Origin of the sequence: Moraxella caprae DSM 19149 (genome assembly GCF_000426885.1) — a bacterium.
GTDB lineage: Bacteria > Pseudomonadota > Gammaproteobacteria > Pseudomonadales > Moraxellaceae > Moraxella > Moraxella caprae.
Map to the genome: position 1 here is coordinate 1 of NZ_AUGF01000028.1, position 20,103 is coordinate 20,103.

Sequence of the window (20,103 nt, forward strand, 5' to 3'; positions counted from 1 at the left end):
CTAAGCCTTCAAGATACATATCTATTGCCATTTTTTTAATGTCATCGCTCTTATGTGAGGCATGTTTGTGTACAGAGAAATAATAACAACAGTCTTTGCACTTATAGCGTTGCTTACCATTATTAAAACCTGCTTTAACAAAAGAGGGTGATTGACACTTAGGGCAATAGGTGAATATTTGGCTCATTGGGTGTTTGCTTTGCTTATGATAGACTGTGTGGGTATTTTAGCTTATGTATTGTTGTTTGACAATGCCAAACAGTCTTATAATTCAGGCTCGACTCGTTCGCCTTTTTTATTGATAAAATAAATGTTATCATCGGCAATGACCATGGCAGAGCCTTCGGTAAAACTGCTGGCATAATCGTATTTGATGGGTAGGGCGATTTTGCCTTTGGTGTCGATGTAGCCATATTGCCAAATGGGGTCGCCATCGCTGTCGGTTTTGCCCGTGTCTTTGGCAACCAGAGCTAATTGCTCGCTAAAATCTTCGACATAGTCATAGTTGGGGGCGATTTTGGTTTGACCGTTTTTGTCCATAAAGCCCCATTTATCGTTGATTTTGACTGACACTAAGCCCTGTTCAAACCAGTTGCCTGTCTCATCAAAGCTCGGTTTGATGACGATGTTGCCTTTTTTGTCAATAAAGCCATATTTGCCGTTTTGGGTGATTTTGGCACGTCCTTCCCAAAAACTCCATGCGTCTTCAAAGGTAGGGCGAATGACGATGTTGCCTTTGGGATTGATGTAGCCGTATTTGCCTTGCTGTTTGACTAAGGCAAGCCCTTCATCAAAGTCGTGAGCATCTTCAAAAGTGGGGCGGATGATGACCTTGCCATCTTTGTTGGCAAAGCCATACACCGTACCATCGGTAATGACGGTCATGTTTTCGTTATACTGACAGTCGCTGGTGTACTCTTTGTAGCTAAAACCTGTCGGCAGTTTGGTATCATCTTCGCAGGCGTCGATGTCTTCTGATAAGTCGAAGAGAGCGTAATCGTCCGAATCGACGTTGTCTTCTGCGTTGACGACTGTCGTGGCAAAAACGGATAGGGCAAGGCATAGGGCAAGCTTTGAGCGAGAGATGGACGGGGTAAAAAAAGAAGAGTTCATGAATGATTCCAAATGAGAAAAAGTAATGAATGGAAAAACGGATTTATTGTACTTGACTTATTGTAAAATTTCAATCAAAGCCACTTTGAGTGACTCAATTGTATCATCATCAAGCAAACCGCCGTCTTTGTCAGACAGATAAAAGATGTCTTCGGCACGCTCGCCTAGGGTGGTGATTCTCGCCCCATGTACCGCCACGCCAAGCTTTGAGAAGACTTGCCCGATTTTGGCAAGTAGGGCAGGGCGGTCTTTGGTGATGAGTGATAGGGCGTGATGACCTTGATGGGCAAAGGGGGTGGCACGCTCGATGTGTACCTGCGTGGGGACGTTAAAGTGTTTTAAAGTCAAGTTAAAACCAAAACTGGCACTGGCTATCTGGCACTTAGGAGCGTTGCCTGTGAGTGCTTGGCTAAGCTCGCTCACAAGCTCGTCTCGTCTGTCACTGGGGGTCAGAAAATCACTCATGAGCGTGCCATGCTCATCTCGTGCGGCAAAGCGGTCAATGAGTACATAGCTGTCTAGAGCGGACGGCACGCCATCGATGGTGGCACTGACGATGGTCGCATCCAGCACCGACAAGCCAAAACGGTCAAGCACGCACACGCTGATGGCGAACAAATCATCACGGTCGGGGGTGCAGATAAATAGCTGAATGGCGTCCAGTGCCAAATCGGTGTGGGAGCGAATGGTGATGATGGGGCGAGCGTCTTGGATGGCGGATTTTTGTTCTAAGATGACACGGCTTTGCCATGCGATGTCGAGTTTTTTGTGTTTTAAAAAATACTCATCACCTAGCTCGTCCCATAGGGCGTGCAAGGTGGTAGGGTCGATGTCGGTCAGTAGGGCTTGGGCTTTGCTCTTGCGACCGGTGATATAGACGTCTTTGTCCACGACGCCCATGCCAAGGTTTAGCACTCGTCTGGTGCTGATATAAAGCTGTTTTAACAGACTGGCTCGCCATGAGTTCCACAGCTCGCTGTTGGTGGCGTTCATGTCGGCAACGGTCAGTGCATACAGGTGGTTTAGCCTGCTGACACTGCCGACAAAATGGGCAAAGCGAGCAATGACATCAGGGTCGGAGATATCCTGCTTTTGGGCGGTGAGCGACATGGTCAGATGTTCACGCACCAGCCATGACGCAAACTGACTGTCGCTCTCGGCCATGCCGTGCGATGTACAAAATTCATACACATCAATCGCCCCGAGTTCGCTGTGGTTGCCTCCACGTCCTTTGGCGATGTCATGAAATAAGGCGACGATGACCAGTATGTCTTTGCGGTGGATTTGTTTATAAATCTGACTGACTAGGTCAAATTTTTGCTGATAAATCTCATTATCCACATCCGTCAAGCGGTGCAAAATGCGAATGAGTAGTAAGGTATGAGCGTCCACGGTGTAGCGGTGAAATAGGTCATACTGCATAAGCCCCATGATTTGCCCAAAGGCAGGCAGGTACGAGCCTAGCACGCCAAAGCGTTTCATCAGGCGTAGGCGATGAAATAGGTAGTTGGGTTCTTGCAGGTTTGCCAAAAATAGGGCTTGATGGGTAGGGTGCTGGCGGTAGTCATCATCGATGCGTGGCGTGGCAAGGTAGATGGCACGCAGGGTGTTGGCACTGATTTTTTTAATGCCTTGTTGTCCCATGACCAAAAAGATACGAAGCAGTAAGGCGGGATTTTTATCAAAGGCGTGTGGGTCATGCACGGCAATCTTGGGGTCGTGGCTTGGTAGTTTGCCTTGCTTGATGAGTACGTCCTTTGCCAGTCCGTCTTGGTGTAGGGATGAATCAATGGGGCTTGCCTGTTCGGTGATGGCATAAAAATGCTCATCAATGGGCGTGGTGATAAACTCAGGGTTTAGATAGTTTTCATTAAAATACGCACACAAAAGCTCAGAGAGACTGGCGGTGGTCATCGCATGGCGATAGTAGGTTCGCATGAGTCGCTCTAAGGCGTGCGTGATTTGGCGGTTGTCATCATCGGCATGTGCCAATCCCATGCTAACAGCGATGGCACGCTGACGATCAAAGAGCAGGCGGTCGTCATGGCGTGCGACATGGGTGTGTAGATGATGACGTAGGCACCATAAAAAGCGTTTGGCAGACTCTAAGGTGGCGTATTTGTCAGGGCTTAAAAACCCCACTTCAACCAAATCATGAAAATCCCGCACCCCGTCAAAATAAAACTTACCAAGCCACAAAATAATGTGCAAATCTCTTAGTGTACCAGGGGCGGTCTTGATGTTCGGCTCTAAGTTGTATTCGGTGGCGTTATGGGCAAGATAGCGGGCTTTGGATTCGCTCATCTTGGCACCAAAAAAGGCTTTGGCAGTCCACGCCCCTTTGACGGCAAGGGTTGGTACGTCGGTCAGTGTGTCATTACCGACCAAAAAACGGGCTTCTAAGAGGGCGGTTGCCACGGTATGCTCGGTGACGGCAGTCATCGTGTCGCTCACTGTCCGCACCGAGATGGCAGGCTCTATGCCGATGTCCCACAGGTCTGCCACGAACGTTTCTATCTGGGTTTGATGGCTGTCCGTGTCATCGCCTAGTATCAAAATGTCCACATCTGACGCTGGGAACAGCTCGCCCCGCCCATACCCACCAATGGCAAATAATCCAAGCTCGCTGTCTGTCCCAAATAATGCTTCAAATATGCTTACAAGTATGCTATCTACCGCCTGCGTTCGCCTAGCGATGTGGCTGTCTATCGTCTGTGTGGCGTGTATGCCCTGCTTGCAAATCTGCCTATCAATATCGGCATTTAGCTCATTTAGATAAGCCTTATAAGCGGCGGGAGTGTAGGGGGGTAGGGGTGGCAAGGGGGGTAAGTTGGTTTGGGTCATGGCGATCAGTGGCTAAATATTTGTCAAATTTGTCGTAAATTTATCTTTATTTTTGTAAGCAATTTTGTCAAAACAAGCAAAAACCCCTTGAAATATAAGCATTTCAAGGGGGTCTAGATATGGTAGGCGTAAACGGACTCGAACCATCGACCCCCACCATGTCAAGGTGGTGCTCTAACCAACTGAGCTATACGCCTAAAAGTGGTGCTATTATAACAGATAAATTTTAAATGGCAAGCACTTTTTACACTTTGTACATATTTAAATACCAACTCATGATGTCGTTGCCCCATAATAGGGCGATGATACCTGCAATGGCGATATAAGGACCAAAGGCAAAGGGATGGCTTTCGCCACGCATTCTCATCAACACCACGCCCACGATAGAGCCCAACACAGCAGATACAAGAATCAAAAAGGGTAACATGCTCACGCCAAGCCACGCTCCAATCGCCCCTAAGAGTTTAAAATCGCCTGCCCCCATGCCGTCTTTTTTGGTGATGAGTGCATAGAGTTTGGCAACCGACCAAAAGGATAAAAAACCAAGCAGTCCACCCCATACCGCAGAGCCAAGCGAAGTAAAGATATTTTGGGTGTTTGCAATAAGACCCATCATACCCAGCGGAAACACCAAACGGTCGGGCAGTAGCTGAGTATCAAAATCAATGCCAGTTAAAGCAATAAGTATCCACAGGTAGATAAGCCCCAAAGCACCTGCGATATTTGCCCCAAGTGTATAAATCACCAAAACGGACAGTAAGGCGGTAATGAGTTCCACCGATGGATAACGCATGCTAATGGGATTACCACAGCCAGAGCATTTACCACGCAACAGAATTAGCCAGCTTAATACAGGAATGTTTTCATAAGCACGGATTTGGTGGTTGCATTTGGGACAACGAGAGGGCGGAAAGGATAGGCTAATGGGTATGTCATTGGCGATAACATCTTGAATGGGTTTGACATGCTTGGGGTTAAGGTCGGATTGAGTGCCTAAAAACCATGCCGTATCTTTACGCCATTCACGATTCATAATAAGTGGCGTACGGTGAATCACCACATTTAAGAATGAACCAACACAAAGCCCTAGCAGTCCAGCTAGGGCAAGTGCCAACCATAAATTGTCTGATAAAAAGGTAGGGTAATTCATCATCCGATAACATCACCCATCATGAAGATTGGTAGATACATGGCGATAACTAAACCACCAATAACCACGCCTAAAAATGCCATAATCATGGGTTCCATCAAACTGGTTAAGCCATCAACGGCATTATCCACTTCATTTTCATAAAAAGTGGCAGCCTTATCAAGCATCTCTTCTAGACTACCTGCTTCCTCACCGATGCCGACCATTTGAAGTACCATGCTGGGAAATAAATTAGTGTTACGCATGGCAAACTGCATTTGCTGACCGGTGGCGACATCTTCTTTGACACGCTGTGTGGCTTCATAAAATACAATATTATTGGTTGCCCCTGCGGTAGAATCTAGGGCGTCAATCAAAGGTACACCAGCAGCAAAAGTGGTGGAGAGGGTGCGACAAAAACGGGCGATGATGGCTTGATAAACAATATTACCAAATATGGGTAGTTTAAGAGCCAATCTATCTAAGAAATTTCTAAATTTTTGGCTACGCAACTTAGCTTGGGTAAAAGACACAACAAGGATTGCTAGTACAATAAAAAATACCAAATAATATTTAACCATCCAGTTAGACATATTAACGACCATCTGGGTAAAGGCAGGTAATTCAGCACCAAAACCGGCAAACATATCAGCAAAGACTGGAACTACCTTAACCAATAGAATGGCGGTAACAATAATAGCAACAATGATAACCGCAATCGGATATTTCATTGCCTTTTTGATTTTGGCTTTGAGCATTTCGCTTTTTTCTTTATAGGTAGCGACACGCTCAAGCATGGTCTCTAACGCACCTGACTGCTCACCAGATTCAACCAATGAACAAAACAGGTCATCAAAGTATTTGGGGTGCTTACGCAGGGCAGTGGCAAAGTTGCTCCCTGCTTCAATATCCACCTTAACTTTTAATACAATTTCTTTCATGCTAGGATTGTCAAGCGAATCAGCCACAATCTCAAAGGCTTGGGTCAGTGGCACACCTGCTTTCATCATGGTGGCAAGCTGACGCACAAAGATAGCAATATCAATCGCTTTGATAGATTTTTTGATTTGAAAAAGAGGCTTGGATTTTTGTCTAACGTCTTGGACAACAATGCCCTGCTTTCGCAGTTGGGCACGAGCTAATTCAAGGCTCTTAGCGGTTAGCTCACCCTTGACGTTTTGTCCACGTCGGTTGGTGCCCGAGTATTTAAAATCAATTAACTGTTCAGTTGCTACTTTTGCCATGTGTGTGTCTCTTCATGCTTTGCCAATGCTGGCGATGTTGCAAGTTATGTGCCGTATTGTATTTTTAAATGAACCCAAAATAGGGTAATGCTGATGACATTTTACACCAAAACCCATCAAATTGTAAATAATGTATCACAAAACTTGCACAACATTCGTGGTTTTCGGTAGGGTATAAACCGCCGTTTATGCCATAAAAAATAAACGGTTTATTTTTTTGGTTAAATGGTATAAATATTGTCTAGTGCATGGCCGTTTCTTTAAAAATCTGTCATCTCAAAAGATAAATTCTTGTCAATTTGTTTCATTACGCTTACAATGACTAAAAATAAACCCCATTCTTAACTTTACATAAGCGATTGATTTATAAAGGGCGATTTTTAATTCGCCCCTACAACCCAAGAAATAATTATGGGATAATCAATAAGTTATTATTTTAAGTTGAGATTGAAGTAAAAGTAATAATAAAAATAACCACAAATTATCCCATGACAATCCTTGCCCCCACCCAATATCCCATTACCGCCCTTGCAGGCGTGGGTCAACCGTTGGCAAAAAAACTTGCCGAGCTTGACATTCATCGCATTTTTGATTTACTCATGCACCTGCCCCGAGATTATGAAGACCGTAGCCGTACCGTGCCGATGAATACGGTAGAAAATGGGCAAGTGTGCATGATTGCAGGGGTCATCACGGACGTGGCGAGCAATAAAGGACGGCTGTCGGTGTGCCTAGAAGACAGCACTGGCATGGTTGTGTTGCAGTTTTTTAAAACCTATCCGACGCTGTTGCAAACCATGACCGTGGGGGCGAACATCACCGCATTTGGCGAGATAAAGGTCAGTCGCTATGGCGTGCAAATGGCTCACCCAGAGTACCACATTACAGGGACAAAGACCTTTGAAAGTGGGCTTTTGCCCATTTATTCGACCGTCAAAGGACTTCACCAAAACAAACTGCGTCAGCTTGTCCGCACGGCTCTTAATGCCGTCCGCCAAACACCTTTAACTTGCCTGTCTGATGATGATTTTAACAGCGTGGGCGTAAGCGTGCAGGGCGATTTGTTGTCCGCCTTGAGTGCCATACACCTGCCCGACCCACAGGCGGACATTTTTAGCCAAACGGCACTTTTGACAGGGCTAAAAGACCGCACCCACCCCGCTTGCCAAAGGCTTATTATAGAAGAGCTTACCGCTCATCAGCTTGTGTTTTTGTGCCGCAAGCAAAACCTACACGCCCACAAAGCCCCTTTTTGCGAGCGTGTCAGTCCGCTTGCTGATAGGCTTGTGGCGAGCTTGCCCTTTCGCCCGACCAACGCCCAACAGCGTGTTGTTAGCGAGATAGTTGACGACCTTGCCACCAGTACGCCCATGCTCCGCCTTGTGCAAGGGGATGTGGGGGCGGGCAAAACGCTTGTGGCAGGTCTGTCAGCGTGCCATGCCATTGACAGCGGTTGGCAAGTGGCAATCATGGCACCGACCGAGATTTTGGCAGAACAGCACTTGCTTAACTTTAAAAAATGGTTTGAGCCGATGGGTATTGGCGTGGGCTGGCTTGCCGGCAAACAGACTGCCAAAGAACGCAATGCCAGTTTAAGTGCCATTATCAATAATGACGTACAAATCGTGGTTGGTACGCACGCCCTGTTCCAAGACGGTGTGGCATTTGCCAAATTGGGGCTTGTTATCATTGACGAACAGCACCGTTTTGGCGTGGAGCAACGATTGAAACTCGTCAGTAAAGGCGTGGCAAACAGCACCCCACATCAGCTTGCCATGACCGCTACTCCCATCCCTCGCACGCTTGCCATGAGTATGTATGGCGACATGGACGTGTCGGCGATAGATGAGCTACCACCCAACCGCACGCCCATTACCACTGTTACCATTAACCGAGACCGCCGTGATGAAGTGATTGAGCGGATACGCATCAACTGCAAAAACGGCAAACAAGCCTACTGGGTGTGTCCGCTCGTGGAAGAGTCCACCGCCCTAGACGCACAGTCGGCAGAGCTGTTATATGAAGATTTGTGCGAGCGGTTGGACATACGGATAGGACTGGTACATGGCAAAATGAAAGCCAGTGATAAGCAAGCGGTGATGAATGATTTTAAACAAGGCGACATTGACCTACTGGTCGCCACCACCGTGATAGAAGTGGGCGTGGACGTGCCAAATGCGTCTCTTATGGTAATAGAAAATGCCGAACGGCTCGGCTTATCTCAGCTCCACCAACTGCGTGGGCGTGTGGGGCGTGGTTCGGAAAAGTCCTTTTGTGTGCTACTCTACCAAATGCCCCTATCGCCCACAGGCATCGAGAGGCTCAATATCCTAAGGGATAGCACGGACGGCTTTGTCATCGCCCAAAAGGACTTAGAATTGCGTGGGGCAGGCGAGCTACTGGGCAAACGACAAACAGGCGACATGGGCTATTATCTGGCGGACATCGTGCGAGATGAGAGACTGCTTGACATCGCTGAGCAGTTGGCAAAACATCTCATCAGCCAACCCAACAAAACCGCACTCGCCCAAGCGATGATAGGGCTGTGGCTAAAGGATAGTGGGGAGTTTGTGGGGGCGTGAATATTATGCTAAAATTACCCTTTTAAAAAGGAAAAATCATGTCAAACCTAATCCCAAGCCAAACAGGACTGACCCTACGCCTTACCGATACGCCCATCAATCTAACCAATAAACTGCTCGCCCATACAGGGGTAAAGGGCATTAGTGAGATGAATGATGATGAGCTGTGGGAATGGTGGCTTTCACTTGATGATGAGTGGAAGTTTTTATTGATAAGGCGCGGATTGAAATTGAAGTTATGGCACAATAAGGATTGGAAATTTAACAGAGTGTATCATTATCAAACAGAGTTTGATTGGCTTAATCGTGAGTTGGTGTTTGGTTGCCTAAAAGCATTACGAAAATTGGTTAAGATTAATTTGGGAAATGGCAAAAACCAAGACCTATCCGTGCTTACAAATTTAACGCAATTAACAAGGCTTAATTTGGGCAACAACCAAATCCAAGACATATCCATACTTATTAATTTAACACAATTAAAAAAGCTTGATTTAAATTGCAACCAAATCCAAAACCTATCTGTGCTTGCTAATTTAACAAAATTAACAACACTTTATTTAAGTTTCAACCAAATCCAAGACACTACACCACTTGCTAATTTATCGCAATTAATAGAGCTTGGTTTGGGCAACAACCAAATCCAAGATATTTCTTCACTTGCTCATTTAACACAGTTGAGATTTCTTAATTTAAATTGTAACCCAATTAAATCCCAAGACATAAAATGGCTACAACAGCAACTTCCAAATTGTAGAATTTATTTTTAGTATAAAAAATGCAAACCCAAGCCCTATTTGACAATATCCCACAGCATATTATCGCAGAATGAAATAAAGCCACGCACAGCATTGTGATTGCGGTGGCGTGGTTTACTCGTGCCGACTTTTTTGAAATTTTAATTGCCAAAGCCAAAAGCGGTGTGCGAGTGCAACTGATTATATCAAATGACCGCATCAACAAAGGCGATAAAGTCAAAATCAATCACGATGAGTTAAATCATTATCCAGATTGCCAAACTTATTGGATTGGGGACGGCAATAAAGCACTAATGCACCATAAATTTTGTGTGATTGACAAAATGACTGTGATTACAGGGTCATTTAATTGGAGCAAAAAAGCTGAGAAGAATAATTTTGAAAACATTACCATTAGTCAAGATGCGATTTTGGCAAAAGCATTTTATCAGGAGTTTTATAAAATTATTGGCAAACCTATGCCCAATAATGAAATCGTTTTGCCAGTCGCTCAAATTATCAAACGCCTAGAAATTTTAAAAAATTATGTGATATTGGAAGATTTGGATGACATTACCAGAGAAAACCAAAAATTAAAACAATTTGACAGCGAACAGGACATTAGCGAGATTTATCATGCCATTAAAAAAATGCAGTTTAGTCATGCTATTGGGCTGATTGATGATTTTATCAAAAAATATCACAGCGTTGCCATTTATCAAGATGTGGATATTATGGCGTTGAAATTGGAAATTCGGCTATTAGAACATGAAATCAATTTATACGACAGCGAAAAGGCGGAATTAGAAAAATTGCTTGCCGATTTTAATCATCAGCACAGCATGAATTTGGGTGATTTAATCAGTGAAATTTTATCTTTGCGAAAACAACTTGCCAAACAGCAAGGCGACCAAAATGCCTACGATGAAGCCAAACAAGACGAGCAAACATTTAATGAGCAGTTGGACAAAGAAAAAGCCAAAACGCATTATGAACTAAATACCGATGAACAAAAACGCCTAAAACAAGCCTACCGCAAAGCCAGTCAAATATGCCACCCCGACCGTGTCAATGACGAGCAAAAGGATATGGCAATGGCGGTGTTTAATGAGTTGCGACAAGCCTATGAACAAAATGACCTAAAAACGGTGGAACGGATACTTGATGATTTGCAAAAAGGGATATTTAAGGCTCGCTCAGAGACCGTCAGCCAAAGCGACAAATTAAAACTCATCAAAAGTCAATTATCCCAAAAGCTGGATAATCTTAAACTTATCATTGATGAGATTAAAGCAAGTCAAAGCTATCAAGTGGTAAGCAGTATCGATGATTGGCAGGAGTATTTTGATAATCAAAAAATGGAGCTGATAGGGCAGAAAGATAGGCTAAGGGAGCTGATAAAAACACGGATGTGAAGTAGCACAAATACCCTTGACAATCCCCCTGACCTTGCTACAATGCTGTTTTTACCACTCATAAAATCACCATGAACAAGCCGACTTTTAATCCCAAAAATCCCTTATTGTGGGCGATGTGTGCCATTGCCCTTGTGGTGTTTGGTGTGCTAATAGGGCGACTGACCGCCAAGTCGTCAGAGACTGCTCGTCCCACATCTGCCACGTCCATTGACGCACCCGATAACATCAAAATCGCCATGACCGTGCAAGCGACCACACCAAGCCCCATGCTTGTATCAGACAGCGTGTCTGCCAGTGGTGTGATGAGTGCCAAAGAGACTGCCGAAGTCAGTGCCAAAATCACAGGGGCGACCATTGAGCAGGTACTCGTTGAAGTGGGTGATTATGTCAAGGCGGGGCAGGTGCTTGCCGTGCTAGATAAAGACACCATGAGTGAGAATGCGGTGCAGGCACAGGCGGATTATGAGCAGGCAAGGGCGAGCCGTGAGCAGGCACAGGCGGATTTGGCACGCGTGGAGCCACTGCTTGCCATTGATGCGGTCAGCCGTCAGCAAGTGGACAGTTATCGCACCGCCCTAAAACAAGCCCAAGCGACCGAAAAGGCGAGTTTGGCACGCCTTAGCACCGCCAAAAGCAACCTAAATAACACCCAAATCACTGCCCCTGTGGCAGGGATTATCAGTGCCAAAAACGCACAGGTGGGCGTATTGGTCGGTGGCACACCGCTATTTAGTATCATCAAAGGCGGACGGCTCGAATGGCAAGCGACACTCTCGCCTGCCGATGCCGAGCGTATCCATGTCGGACAGCAGGCACAGGTCATGGTGGGCGATGAGAGTGTGGCAGGGCAGGTTACTCATCTGTCGCCAACCGCCAATGCAGGGCGTGAGATAGTCGTGCATGTCGCCATGCCCGCCCACTTCGCCCTAAGAGCAGGGACATATCAGCGTGGACAGTTCGTGCTAGGCAGTCAAAGTCATCACGCCATACCCAGCTCGGCGGTCATGAGTACGGACGGCTATGACTATGTGTGGCAACTTGCCAAAACTGACCAGACGGACATTTACCAAACCCGACGCCAAAAAATCACCGTTTTGGCTCGTGAGCAAGACAAGGTGGCGATCGATTTGCCGTCTGATACGCTCATTGTGGCAAATGGGGTGAGTTTTTTAAATGAAAATGATTTGGTAAATATCGTCATGACACAAGACATGGCAGGGGATAAGGCAGGGCAACCATGAATTTTTCAGCCTATTCTATCAAAAACCCCTTAGTGGCGATTTTGTTATTTACCTTGTTTACACTCGGTGGATTGCTTGCTTTTAACAACATGAAAATTCAGCAATTCCCCGACATTGATGTGCCTGCCGTCATCGTTACGGTGGCGTATTCAGGGGCAAGCCCTGCCCAGCTAGAAACAGACGTCGCCAAAAAAATAGAAAACAAAATCACGTCCATATCAGGGGTCAAGCACATTCGCTCGACCTTGCAGACAGGCGTGGCAACGGTACATACCGAATTTGCCCTAGAAAAAGACCTATCAGAGGCGGTCGATGACGTGCGTTCGGCACTAGATGAGATTAGCAGTGATTTGCCGGCTGCTGCCGAAGAGCCGATTATCACCAAGGTCTCTACCGCAGGCTTTCCTGTGGCAGGCTATTCGGTGGCGTCTGATAACATGAGCGAGGCGGAGCTGTCGTGGTTTGTTGATGATACATTAAACAAACGCCTATCTAATGTCGCAGGCGTGGGGACGATGAGCCGTGTGGGCGGTATCGAACGCCAAATCATCGTCGCCCCTGATGTGGTAAAGCTAAATGGTTGGGGGCTACCCATTGGTAATTTATCCAACCAAATCAGTGCTTCACAGACAGATGCCACAGGTGGCACCGCCAAAATCGGTGGTGGTATGCAGACCATTCGAGTGCTAGGGGCGGCACGCAGTGTCGAGGAGCTGGCTCATATCCAAGTCGTTACCCCAGCAGGGGGCGTGCCATTAGGTCAGCTTGCCAGTATTGATGACGCTCATGCCGACCGAAGTAGCGTGGCAAAGTTGGACGGACAGACGGTGGTCGCGGTCAATTTTACTCGCTCACGTGGGGCAAGTGAAGTGGATATGGTAAAGGGTATTGATGATGAGCTTGCCAAACTCGCCCAAGAGATGCCGCATATCCGTGTCCAAAAAATCTATGACAATGCCCAGCCGGTGTTTGAAGATTATAATGCCAGCATGAAAATGCTCATCGAAGGCTGTATCTTGGCGGTGGTTGTGGTGTGGCTGTTTTTGCGAAACTGGCGAGCGACTTTGGTGGCGGCAGCGGCACTGCCGTTGTCTATCATACCGACCTTTTTGGCGATGTATGTGTTTGATTTTAGTTTAAATATCATCTCACTACTTGCCTTGTCGCTCGTCATCGGTGTGTTGGTTGATGATGCCATTGTCGAGGTGGAGAACATCATGCGACACCTACACATGGGCAAGACCCCGTATGAGGCGGCGATGGAGGCGGCAGATGAGATTGGGCTTGCGGTGGTGGCGACCACGTTTACGCTCATTGCCGTGTTTTTGCCGACTGCTTTTATGAGTGGGGTGGTGGGGCAGTTTTTTAAGCAGTTTGGGTGGACGGCGGCGATTTCGGTGTTTATCTCGTTATTGGTGGCACGTTTGGTTACGCCCATGATGGCGGCATACATCCTAAAACCTGAACAGCCTAAAACCGAAACGACAAGCAAAACCATGACTACCTATCTCAAACTGGTGTCATGGACGTTAAAGCACCGCTTTATCACGCTTGGGGCAACCATTGTGCTGTTTATCGGTTCGTTGGCGATGGCAGGGCTACTCTCGGGTGAGTTCGTGCCAGCAGATGACAGCGACCAGACCCAGCTCACCTTAGAGTTAACCCCTGATGCGGTGCTAAAAGACACGACCGTCATCGCAGACATGACTGCCGAGCGTATCCGCCACATCGATGGCGTGCAGTCGGTGTTCGTGTCGGTGGGGACGGCAGGCGGTGGGGCGGACAGTCGCAATGCATCCGCAGGAGCGGAAAATAATGCCACGCTCAATGTCGTGCTTGCCCCACGTGGCAAGCGTCCCACAAAGACAGAGATAGAACACGCCATATCGGACGTCATCAAGGGTGTGCCGTCTGCTCGCTTTACGGTGGGTATGTCGGCAGGAGGCGATACAGGCTATGGGTTCTCGCTACGCTCAGATAACCCCAGACTGCTAGAAGAGACGGTGGATAAAGTCATGGCGGAGATTCGTGGACTGCCGAGCGTTTCATCGGTGAGCAGTAATAAGCCGTTGCCTAAGCCCGAGCTTGCCGTTATCCCTGACCCCATGCGTATGGCAGATAAGGGTGTTACCACGCAGTCGCTTGCCGATACCTTGCGTATCGCCACACAGGGCGACTATGAGCAGGCACTCTCTAAGCTAAGCCTTGACACACGCCAAATCCCCATTGTCGTGCGACTGCCTGACAGCGTGCGTGCCGACCCTGTGGCGTTGTCTAGCCTATATGTGCCAAGCAGTACAGGCAATGCGGTCAAGCTCTCGGAAGTGGCGGATATTGGCTTTACCACAGGCGAGGCGGAGATTCGCCGTCTCAATCGTGAACGCAGTATCAAAATCACGGTACAGTCCGAGCAGGAGTTAGGCGAGGTGGTCAGTGCTGTTAAGGACTTGCCAAGCCTAACCAACCTGCCTGATGGTATAAGTGCGATGGACGAGGGGCAGGCTGATAGTATGGCGGAGCTGTTTACAGGCTTTGTCATTGCGATGGGTGTGGGGATATTTTGTATTTTTGGCGTGTTGGTGCTACTGTTTCACAAAGTGTTACAGCCCTTTACTATCCTCATGGCGTTGCCGTTATCTATCGGTGGGGCGTTGATTGGCTTGGTGGTAACAGGGTCTAGCTTGTCCATTTCGTCCATGATTGGCTTTATCATGCTCATGGGTATTGCCACCAAAAACTCTATCCTGCTCGTGGATTATGCCATTATTGCCGAGCAACAGGGCAAATCTCGCCTAGATGCGATACTGGACGCGTGCCGTAAGCGGGCTCGCCCTATCATCATGACGACCATTGCGATGGGGGCAGGTATGTTGCCACTAGTGTTCGGCTGGGGTGGGGTGGATTCGACCTTTCGCCGTCCGATGGCGGTGGCGGTGCTGGGTGGTCTTATCACGTCCACGTTTTTAAGCCTTGTGGTGATACCTGTTGTTTATACACTCATGGACGATGTGGGACGGTGGTTTAAAAAGTCTAAGACGACTTAATCTAAGACGATTTAATGGGTCAAAACCACGTCAAAGGGCGTGGTTTTGTTTTTGAACTTAGATTTTCCATACAATTCTCGCCTAATCTTCCACCATCATGCCCTTATCCAATAGTATCCGCCCCTTTGGCGTTCGCTGAATATAACCTTGCTGAATAAGATATGGTTCTATCACGTCTTCAAGCGTCCCTCTATCCTCCGCCATCGCCGCCGCAATTGCCTCCACACCCGCAGGTCGCCCATCAAAACGCTCTTTTAGCATGGACAGATAACGCCTATCTAAGTGGTCAAGTCCTTGCTTATCCACCGAAAGCATATCTAGGGCAAGGCTTGCCATCTGCCCTGTTACCACGCCATCGCCCTTGACCTCAGCATAATCACGCACACGCCGTAACAGACGGTTGGCGATACGAGGCGTACCACGAGAACGTCTGGCGACCTCGACCGCCCCCATCTCCTCCATGTCAATCCCCAACAGGCGTGCCGAACGTCTCACAATGGTCGTTAAATCCGCCACATCATAAAATTCAAGGCGTTGGACAATGCCAAATCTATCACGCAAGGGCGATGTCAAAAGCCCTGCCCGAGTGGTCGCTGCCACGAGCGTAAAAGGGGGTAGGTCAAGTTTAATGGAGCGGGCGGCAGGGCCTTCGCCGATCATGATGTCAAGCTGAAAATCCTCCATCGCAGGGTAGAGTATCTCCTCGATGACAGGCGATAGGCGATGAATCTCATCGATAAACAGCACGTCCCCTTCTTCTAAGTTGGTGAGCATGGCAGCCAAATCGCCCGCCCTCTCTAACACAGGGCCACTGGTGGAGCGTAGATTTCCGCCCATCTCACGGGCGATGATGTTGGCAAGGGTGGTCTTACCCAAACCCGGGGGGCCAAAAATGAGCGTGTGGTCTAACGCCTCCCCCCGTTGTCTGGCGGCAGTGATAAACACTTCCATCTGCTCACGCACTTTGGGTTGTCCGATGTAGTCAGATAGGGTAGTGGGGCGAATGGCACGGTCGAGATTGTCGTCTTTTTTGGTGTTGGGGTCGATTAGGCGGTTATGATTCATGATGATGTTATTAAATTAAAAAGGACTATTATAAAGAAAAATGCAGGCAATGTGATGATTTTATGAATTAATTTTTCAAAAAGCACAGGTAGAATCCCATGCCAAATCAAGTTTAGCAATGAAACACAACTGTTGCTGTATCATTGCTAAACTTGATTTTTAAACACAATTATTCTACATTTTTGGTCAAATTTGAGATATTGTTTTAAAGATTTATGGGTATGATAGTGCCGTTAATTTAGTCAATAAGTCGGTTATCGCCCATGCTTATGTCAGTATCCCCCAAAAGTCTTGCCAAGTCTGCTGTTGCCACTGTCCGTTGTGAGTTGATGATGCGTTGTCATGGCGTTGATGTGGCAGATGTCGCTAAATTATTAAAAACTTTTATCATTATTTTGGTAACTTGTGTTACCGCAAGCCTACCCATGCAGACCCATGCCAAAAGCACCAAAACCGCCAAAGCCCACACCATCAGTGCCAATGACGTGGCAGACATTCGGGTAACCAAATACGAGTTGGCATTGGTGCAAGTCATGGCAGAGATATGCCCACAGATGTTAAGTGGACGACAAAAGAGCCAGTTTTATGAAGCCTATAACAATCAGCTTCGGGTATTCATTCCTAGTGCTGACGACCCCGAAGAGATATTGGATTATCTGTCCACACAGCAAGATTACCGAGCGGTACTCCAAAGCGTGCGTTCATGGACAAAAAGTTTCCCCCAAAACGAAAACCGAGAACTATGCACTGATTTTGCTAATGTGAGCCGAGCATTTTAAAGCAGTTTGGACTGGATGACCAAAAACAATTTTATATTTTTAGTAAAGTTTGGTATAGTTAGCACTTTTTATGCATAAATTTGAGTGAATTTGCGGTATGATGACTTTTTTTAAGAAAACTTCCCTAGTCTTGGCATTTTTGACAGTCTCTGTCACCGCACTTGCCAATAACGGCATTAATCCCCCCAAGCAAGACAATGCTGCCTATGTACTCATGGATTATGACACAGGCACAATACTTGCCCAAAATAACGCCAACGAACCACTGCCCCCAGCGTCATTGACCAAGATGATGACCGGTTATATCTTAGAGCAAAAACTGCTCTCAGGTGAACTGTCTGAGACCACGCCCATCAAGGTCAGCGAGAAGGCATGGTGCCGTGGATCAAGCAGTCAGTCATGTATGTATGTGCCACTGGGTGAGAGTGCTACCGCCATTGACATGCTACGGGGTATCATCATACAGTCGGGTAATGATGCGTCTATTGCCGTGGCGGAGCATATCTCAGGGTCAGAATCTGCCTTTGCGGTGATTATGAATGATGAAGCCGCCAAGCTAGGCATGACCAATACTCACTTTGCCAACGCCACAGGCATGCCCGCCGAAGGACATCGCTCATCGGCTCAGGATTTGGCAGTATTGGCACGCACGGTCATCAAGAACTCAGCACAGTACTACCCCATTTATAGCGAAAAAGAATTTACTTATAACAACATCAAACAAGGCAACCGCAACGCCTTATTGTTCACGGATGCCACCGTTGATGGTCTAAAAACAGGACACACCGCCGAGTCGGGTTATTCATTGGCGGCGTCAAGTCACAAAGATAACATGCGTCTGATTGCCATCGTGCTTGGGGCAAAGAGCATGCAAGCCCGTGCCGACCAAGCTCGTGAACTGCTGGACTTCGGCTTTGGGCATTTTACCAATGTGATGGTTGCCCCTCAAGGCACAGACGCAGGGGCGATACCTGTGAAGTTTGGCAAGGCAGATACGGTAACTGCCAGCACGCTAAGCGACCTAAAAGTACTCACCACTAAAAACCAAACGGGCAATTTTACCACTGCCATCAAACTCAATGACAGCATTACCGCCCCCATCAAAAAAGGGCAAGAGCTTGGTCAGATGATGGCAGTCATGGACGGCAAGACCGTTGCCAGTACACCCATCATCGCAGGTGATGACGTGGAGCAGGCGGGCTTTGTCAGTCGTATGTGGGAGAGTTTGGTGGATTGGATAAAAGGGTTGTTTTAAAATTTTAAAACTGTTTTAAAGGTTTGCAAAAATTATCTTAAAACACCATTTAAAAAACCATTCGTTATTATAAATCGGGGCATGCCCCCGATTTTTTTTGGACTTAAATTGTCAAGATGATGGTATTTTAAATCATTTTTTAAAAATAACAGTATCAATAAATTTTACCGCCGATAAATATCTGTCGTGATAGTCTTTATCGTTAATAATATGTGGGGTAATTTGATGTTTGTCAAATAATCTCATGAGCGTCTTTGAGAAAGCACTGCGTTCATCGTCCGAGCCTAATGACCGCATTCCGTCTGCGACCCATTTGACATTATTGTCAAGCATAATGGTATAATCCATTTTGACATTTTCACAAAATGCCGTTAATAAAGGATGAGTGCGATTTTCATACGTTTCACAAAAGGCTTGGGTGGTAATAAAATCGGTATCAATGATGGTAATGGGACTAATCGCGTTTTTTAGGGCGTTTTGAATTGCCAAATAATGCTGATTGGCAATAATGGGATAATCGCTGTGCTGTAGTCCAATCTCTGTACCGCCCAAATCGCTGTGGGTGTAGAGTCGCCCCATTTCTAAGACAAAATTTGCCCCATAATGATTGGCAAGTTTATGTACGAGCGTGGTTTTGCCCGAGCTTTCACCGCCCACGATACAGACGGTTTTGGTGTAGTTTTGTTTGGCGGACGGGGCGATGGCATGAAAATGAGCAATGGGATTTTGATAAATGGCGGTGCTATTATAATGATTATCGGGTAATAGGGCGGTTTGGTGGGCTTGGTTCTTTAAAAGATTATTTTCGGCAAATGATTTGATAAATAGGGTGGGCGTGTCATTGATTTGTAGGGCGTTAATAATCACATCAATCAGCGATGTATCAGAGTTTGGCTCATCATAAGCCCAAGTTTGCCCATTTAAATCAGTCAAATTTAAACCATCAGCCGTATGCACTTTAATAAACCCAAAAAACTCACACGCCACTTGCACGGCTCGGGCTTTGTCTTCCAAAGTTGGCTTAAAGGGGCTGTCACCGTCTTTGGGTAATACCACGATGTGCAAAGTATCCACTTGCCCTGAGGCGTGATTGATGTCCGCCAAATGCCCCAAATGCAAAGGCTCAAAATGTCCGATAAGAATGCCTGTGTTCATTATGTCACCTTTTTGTAATGTTAAGTGAAAATCGTAAGATTGGGTAAAATTGCTTGAAAATCATGGTGTTGGCTGTTATCTTAAACATTCTTTTCAACCAATTTTATTTATATTATACGCAAATTTGTGAAGGTAATAGTAAATAAAAGTAACAAATAAGGTTTTATCATGGCGCAAGCAAAATTATACAAATTACATCGTTCACGTCATCATCGCATGATAGCAGGCGTGATGGGCGGTATCGCAGAGTACTTGGGTTGGTCGCCCACGATGGTGCGACTTCTGTTTGTCATCATCTCGGTCGCCAGTGCTGCCGTGCCAGGGGTGCTTATCTACTTTATCCTATGGATAGTCATGCCAAAGGCGACGGCAAATTCGTATGTGCCAGAGGCTGATTATCAGCAGGTGCGATAAATCCCCTTGAAAAATCCGCCCCCCATCCCTATTTTTATCCTGTTAATGAGGGCGTGCCAAACCTTGATTACATTGGTTCTGGTGCG

General features: G+C 46.7%; 14 protein-coding genes, 1 tRNA gene and 1 pseudogene. 8 read left to right on the forward strand and 8 right to left on the reverse strand.

Going from position 1 to position 20,103, the window contains the following annotated elements:
* From K941_RS17510 to K941_RS0108225, 6 genes are all read right to left on the reverse strand, one after another.
* Positions 1–178: IS1/IS1595 family N-terminal zinc-binding domain-containing protein (locus tag K941_RS17510; protein WP_457920426.1), on the reverse strand; the 178-nt coding region annotated here is incomplete at its 3' end.
* Between the two features lie 86 nt (positions 179–264).
* Positions 265–1,113, reverse strand: a complete 849-nt coding sequence (locus K941_RS15265; protein WP_051225968.1) for a WG repeat-containing protein — start codon at positions 1,111–1,113, stop codon at positions 265–267.
* A gap of 57 nt (positions 1,114–1,170) precedes the next feature.
* Positions 1,171–3,957 carry a [protein-PII] uridylyltransferase gene (gene glnD, locus K941_RS0108210; RefSeq protein WP_036387918.1) on the reverse strand — a complete coding sequence of 929 codons (2,787 nt, stop codon included), beginning with the start codon at positions 3,955–3,957 and terminating at the stop codon, positions 1,171–1,173.
* Between the two features lie 120 nt (positions 3,958–4,077).
* Positions 4,078–4,154, reverse strand: a tRNA-Val gene (locus K941_RS0108215).
* Between the two features lie 47 nt (positions 4,155–4,201).
* Positions 4,202–5,107: a prepilin peptidase gene (locus K941_RS0108220; protein WP_029103240.1), complete on the reverse strand. Its 906-nt coding sequence runs from the start codon at positions 5,105–5,107 to the stop codon at positions 4,202–4,204.
* The gene (locus tag K941_RS0108225; RefSeq protein WP_029103241.1) at positions 5,107–6,330 is read right to left on the reverse strand and encodes a type II secretion system F family protein; all 1,224 of its coding nucleotides are present in this window, start codon (positions 6,328–6,330) and stop codon (positions 5,107–5,109) included. Before K941_RS0108225 ends, K941_RS0108220 begins: the two co-directional genes overlap by 1 nt.
* 488 nt (positions 6,331–6,818) lie before the next feature.
* Between K941_RS0108225 and recG the strand changes: the two genes are divergently transcribed.
* From recG to K941_RS0108250, 5 genes and pseudogenes are all read left to right on the forward strand, one after another.
* Positions 6,819–8,912, forward strand: coding sequence for an ATP-dependent DNA helicase RecG (recG, locus tag K941_RS0108230; protein WP_029103242.1), 2,094 nt, complete (start codon positions 6,819–6,821; stop codon positions 8,910–8,912).
* A 38-nt stretch (positions 8,913–8,950) separates the two neighbouring features.
* Entirely contained in the window at positions 8,951–9,679 is a 729-nt protein-coding gene (locus K941_RS16435; protein WP_051225969.1) for a leucine-rich repeat domain-containing protein, read from the forward strand.
* 74 nt (positions 9,680–9,753) lie between these two features.
* Positions 9,754–11,061: pseudogene (locus K941_RS0108240) on the forward strand (phospholipase D-like domain-containing protein); the annotation flags it as partial.
* A 71-nt stretch (positions 11,062–11,132) separates the two neighbouring features.
* The gene (locus K941_RS15275) at positions 11,133–12,305 is read left to right on the forward strand and encodes an efflux RND transporter periplasmic adaptor subunit (RefSeq protein ID WP_051225970.1); all 1,173 of its coding nucleotides are present in this window, start codon (positions 11,133–11,135) and stop codon (positions 12,303–12,305) included.
* Positions 12,302–15,349 carry an efflux RND transporter permease subunit gene (locus K941_RS0108250; RefSeq protein WP_029103244.1) on the forward strand — a complete coding sequence of 1,016 codons (3,048 nt, stop codon included), beginning with the start codon at positions 12,302–12,304 and terminating at the stop codon, positions 15,347–15,349. The genes K941_RS15275 and K941_RS0108250 overlap by 4 nt, the downstream gene beginning before the upstream one ends.
* 81 nt (positions 15,350–15,430) lie before the next feature.
* Here the strand turns inward: K941_RS0108250 and ruvB are convergent, their stop codons facing one another.
* Entirely contained in the window at positions 15,431–16,414 is a 984-nt protein-coding gene (gene ruvB / locus K941_RS0108255) for a Holliday junction branch migration DNA helicase RuvB (RefSeq protein ID WP_029103245.1), read from the reverse strand.
* A gap of 269 nt (positions 16,415–16,683) precedes the next feature.
* On the opposite strand from ruvB, the gene K941_RS0108260 reads away from it, so the two are divergent.
* Positions 16,684–17,193 (forward strand): MCR_0457 family protein, encoded by a 510-nt coding sequence (locus tag K941_RS0108260; RefSeq protein ID WP_147287554.1) that lies wholly within the window; start codon positions 16,684–16,686, stop codon positions 17,191–17,193.
* A gap of 97 nt (positions 17,194–17,290) precedes the next feature.
* Positions 17,291–18,448 carry a D-alanyl-D-alanine carboxypeptidase family protein gene (locus K941_RS0108265; RefSeq protein WP_228130387.1) on the forward strand — a complete coding sequence of 386 codons (1,158 nt, stop codon included), beginning with the start codon at positions 17,291–17,293 and terminating at the stop codon, positions 18,446–18,448.
* 132 nt (positions 18,449–18,580) lie between these two features.
* Here K941_RS0108265 and nadR read toward each other — a convergent pair whose 3' ends face one another.
* Positions 18,581–19,603 carry a multifunctional transcriptional regulator/nicotinamide-nucleotide adenylyltransferase/ribosylnicotinamide kinase NadR gene (gene nadR / locus K941_RS0108270; protein WP_036387919.1) on the reverse strand — a complete coding sequence of 341 codons (1,023 nt, stop codon included), beginning with the start codon at positions 19,601–19,603 and terminating at the stop codon, positions 18,581–18,583.
* A gap of 168 nt (positions 19,604–19,771) precedes the next feature.
* Between nadR and K941_RS0108275 the strand changes: the two genes are divergently transcribed.
* Positions 19,772–20,017 (forward strand): PspC domain-containing protein, encoded by a 246-nt coding sequence (locus K941_RS0108275; RefSeq protein WP_029103249.1) that lies wholly within the window; start codon positions 19,772–19,774, stop codon positions 20,015–20,017.
* Positions 20,018–20,103 lie beyond the last annotated feature (86 nt).

Coding starts and splice junctions, on each gene's coding strand:
- K941_RS15265 (WP_051225968.1), bottom strand. CDS start 1,113: ATGAACTCTTCTTTTTTTACCCCGTCCATCTCTCGCTCAAAGCTTGCC.
- glnD (WP_036387918.1), bottom strand. CDS start 3,957: ATGACCCAAACCAACTTACCCCCCTTGCCACCCCTACCCCCCTACACT.
- K941_RS0108220 (WP_029103240.1), bottom strand. CDS start 5,107: ATGAATTACCCTACCTTTTTATCAGACAATTTATGGTTGGCACTTGCC.
- K941_RS0108225 (WP_029103241.1), bottom strand. CDS start 6,330: ATGGCAAAAGTAGCAACTGAACAGTTAATTGATTTTAAATACTCGGGC.
- recG (WP_029103242.1), top strand. CDS start 6,819: ATGACAATCCTTGCCCCCACCCAATATCCCATTACCGCCCTTGCAGGC.
- K941_RS16435 (WP_051225969.1), top strand. CDS start 8,951: ATGTCAAACCTAATCCCAAGCCAAACAGGACTGACCCTACGCCTTACC.
- K941_RS15275 (WP_051225970.1), top strand. CDS start 11,133: ATGAACAAGCCGACTTTTAATCCCAAAAATCCCTTATTGTGGGCGATG.
- K941_RS0108250 (WP_029103244.1), top strand. CDS start 12,302: ATGAATTTTTCAGCCTATTCTATCAAAAACCCCTTAGTGGCGATTTTG.
- ruvB (WP_029103245.1), bottom strand. CDS start 16,414: ATGAATCATAACCGCCTAATCGACCCCAACACCAAAAAAGACGACAAT.
- K941_RS0108260 (WP_147287554.1), top strand. CDS start 16,684: ATGTCAGTATCCCCCAAAAGTCTTGCCAAGTCTGCTGTTGCCACTGTC.
- K941_RS0108265 (WP_228130387.1), top strand. CDS start 17,291: ATGATGACTTTTTTTAAGAAAACTTCCCTAGTCTTGGCATTTTTGACA.
- nadR (WP_036387919.1), bottom strand. CDS start 19,603: ATGAACACAGGCATTCTTATCGGACATTTTGAGCCTTTGCATTTGGGG.
- K941_RS0108275 (WP_029103249.1), top strand. CDS start 19,772: ATGGCGCAAGCAAAATTATACAAATTACATCGTTCACGTCATCATCGC.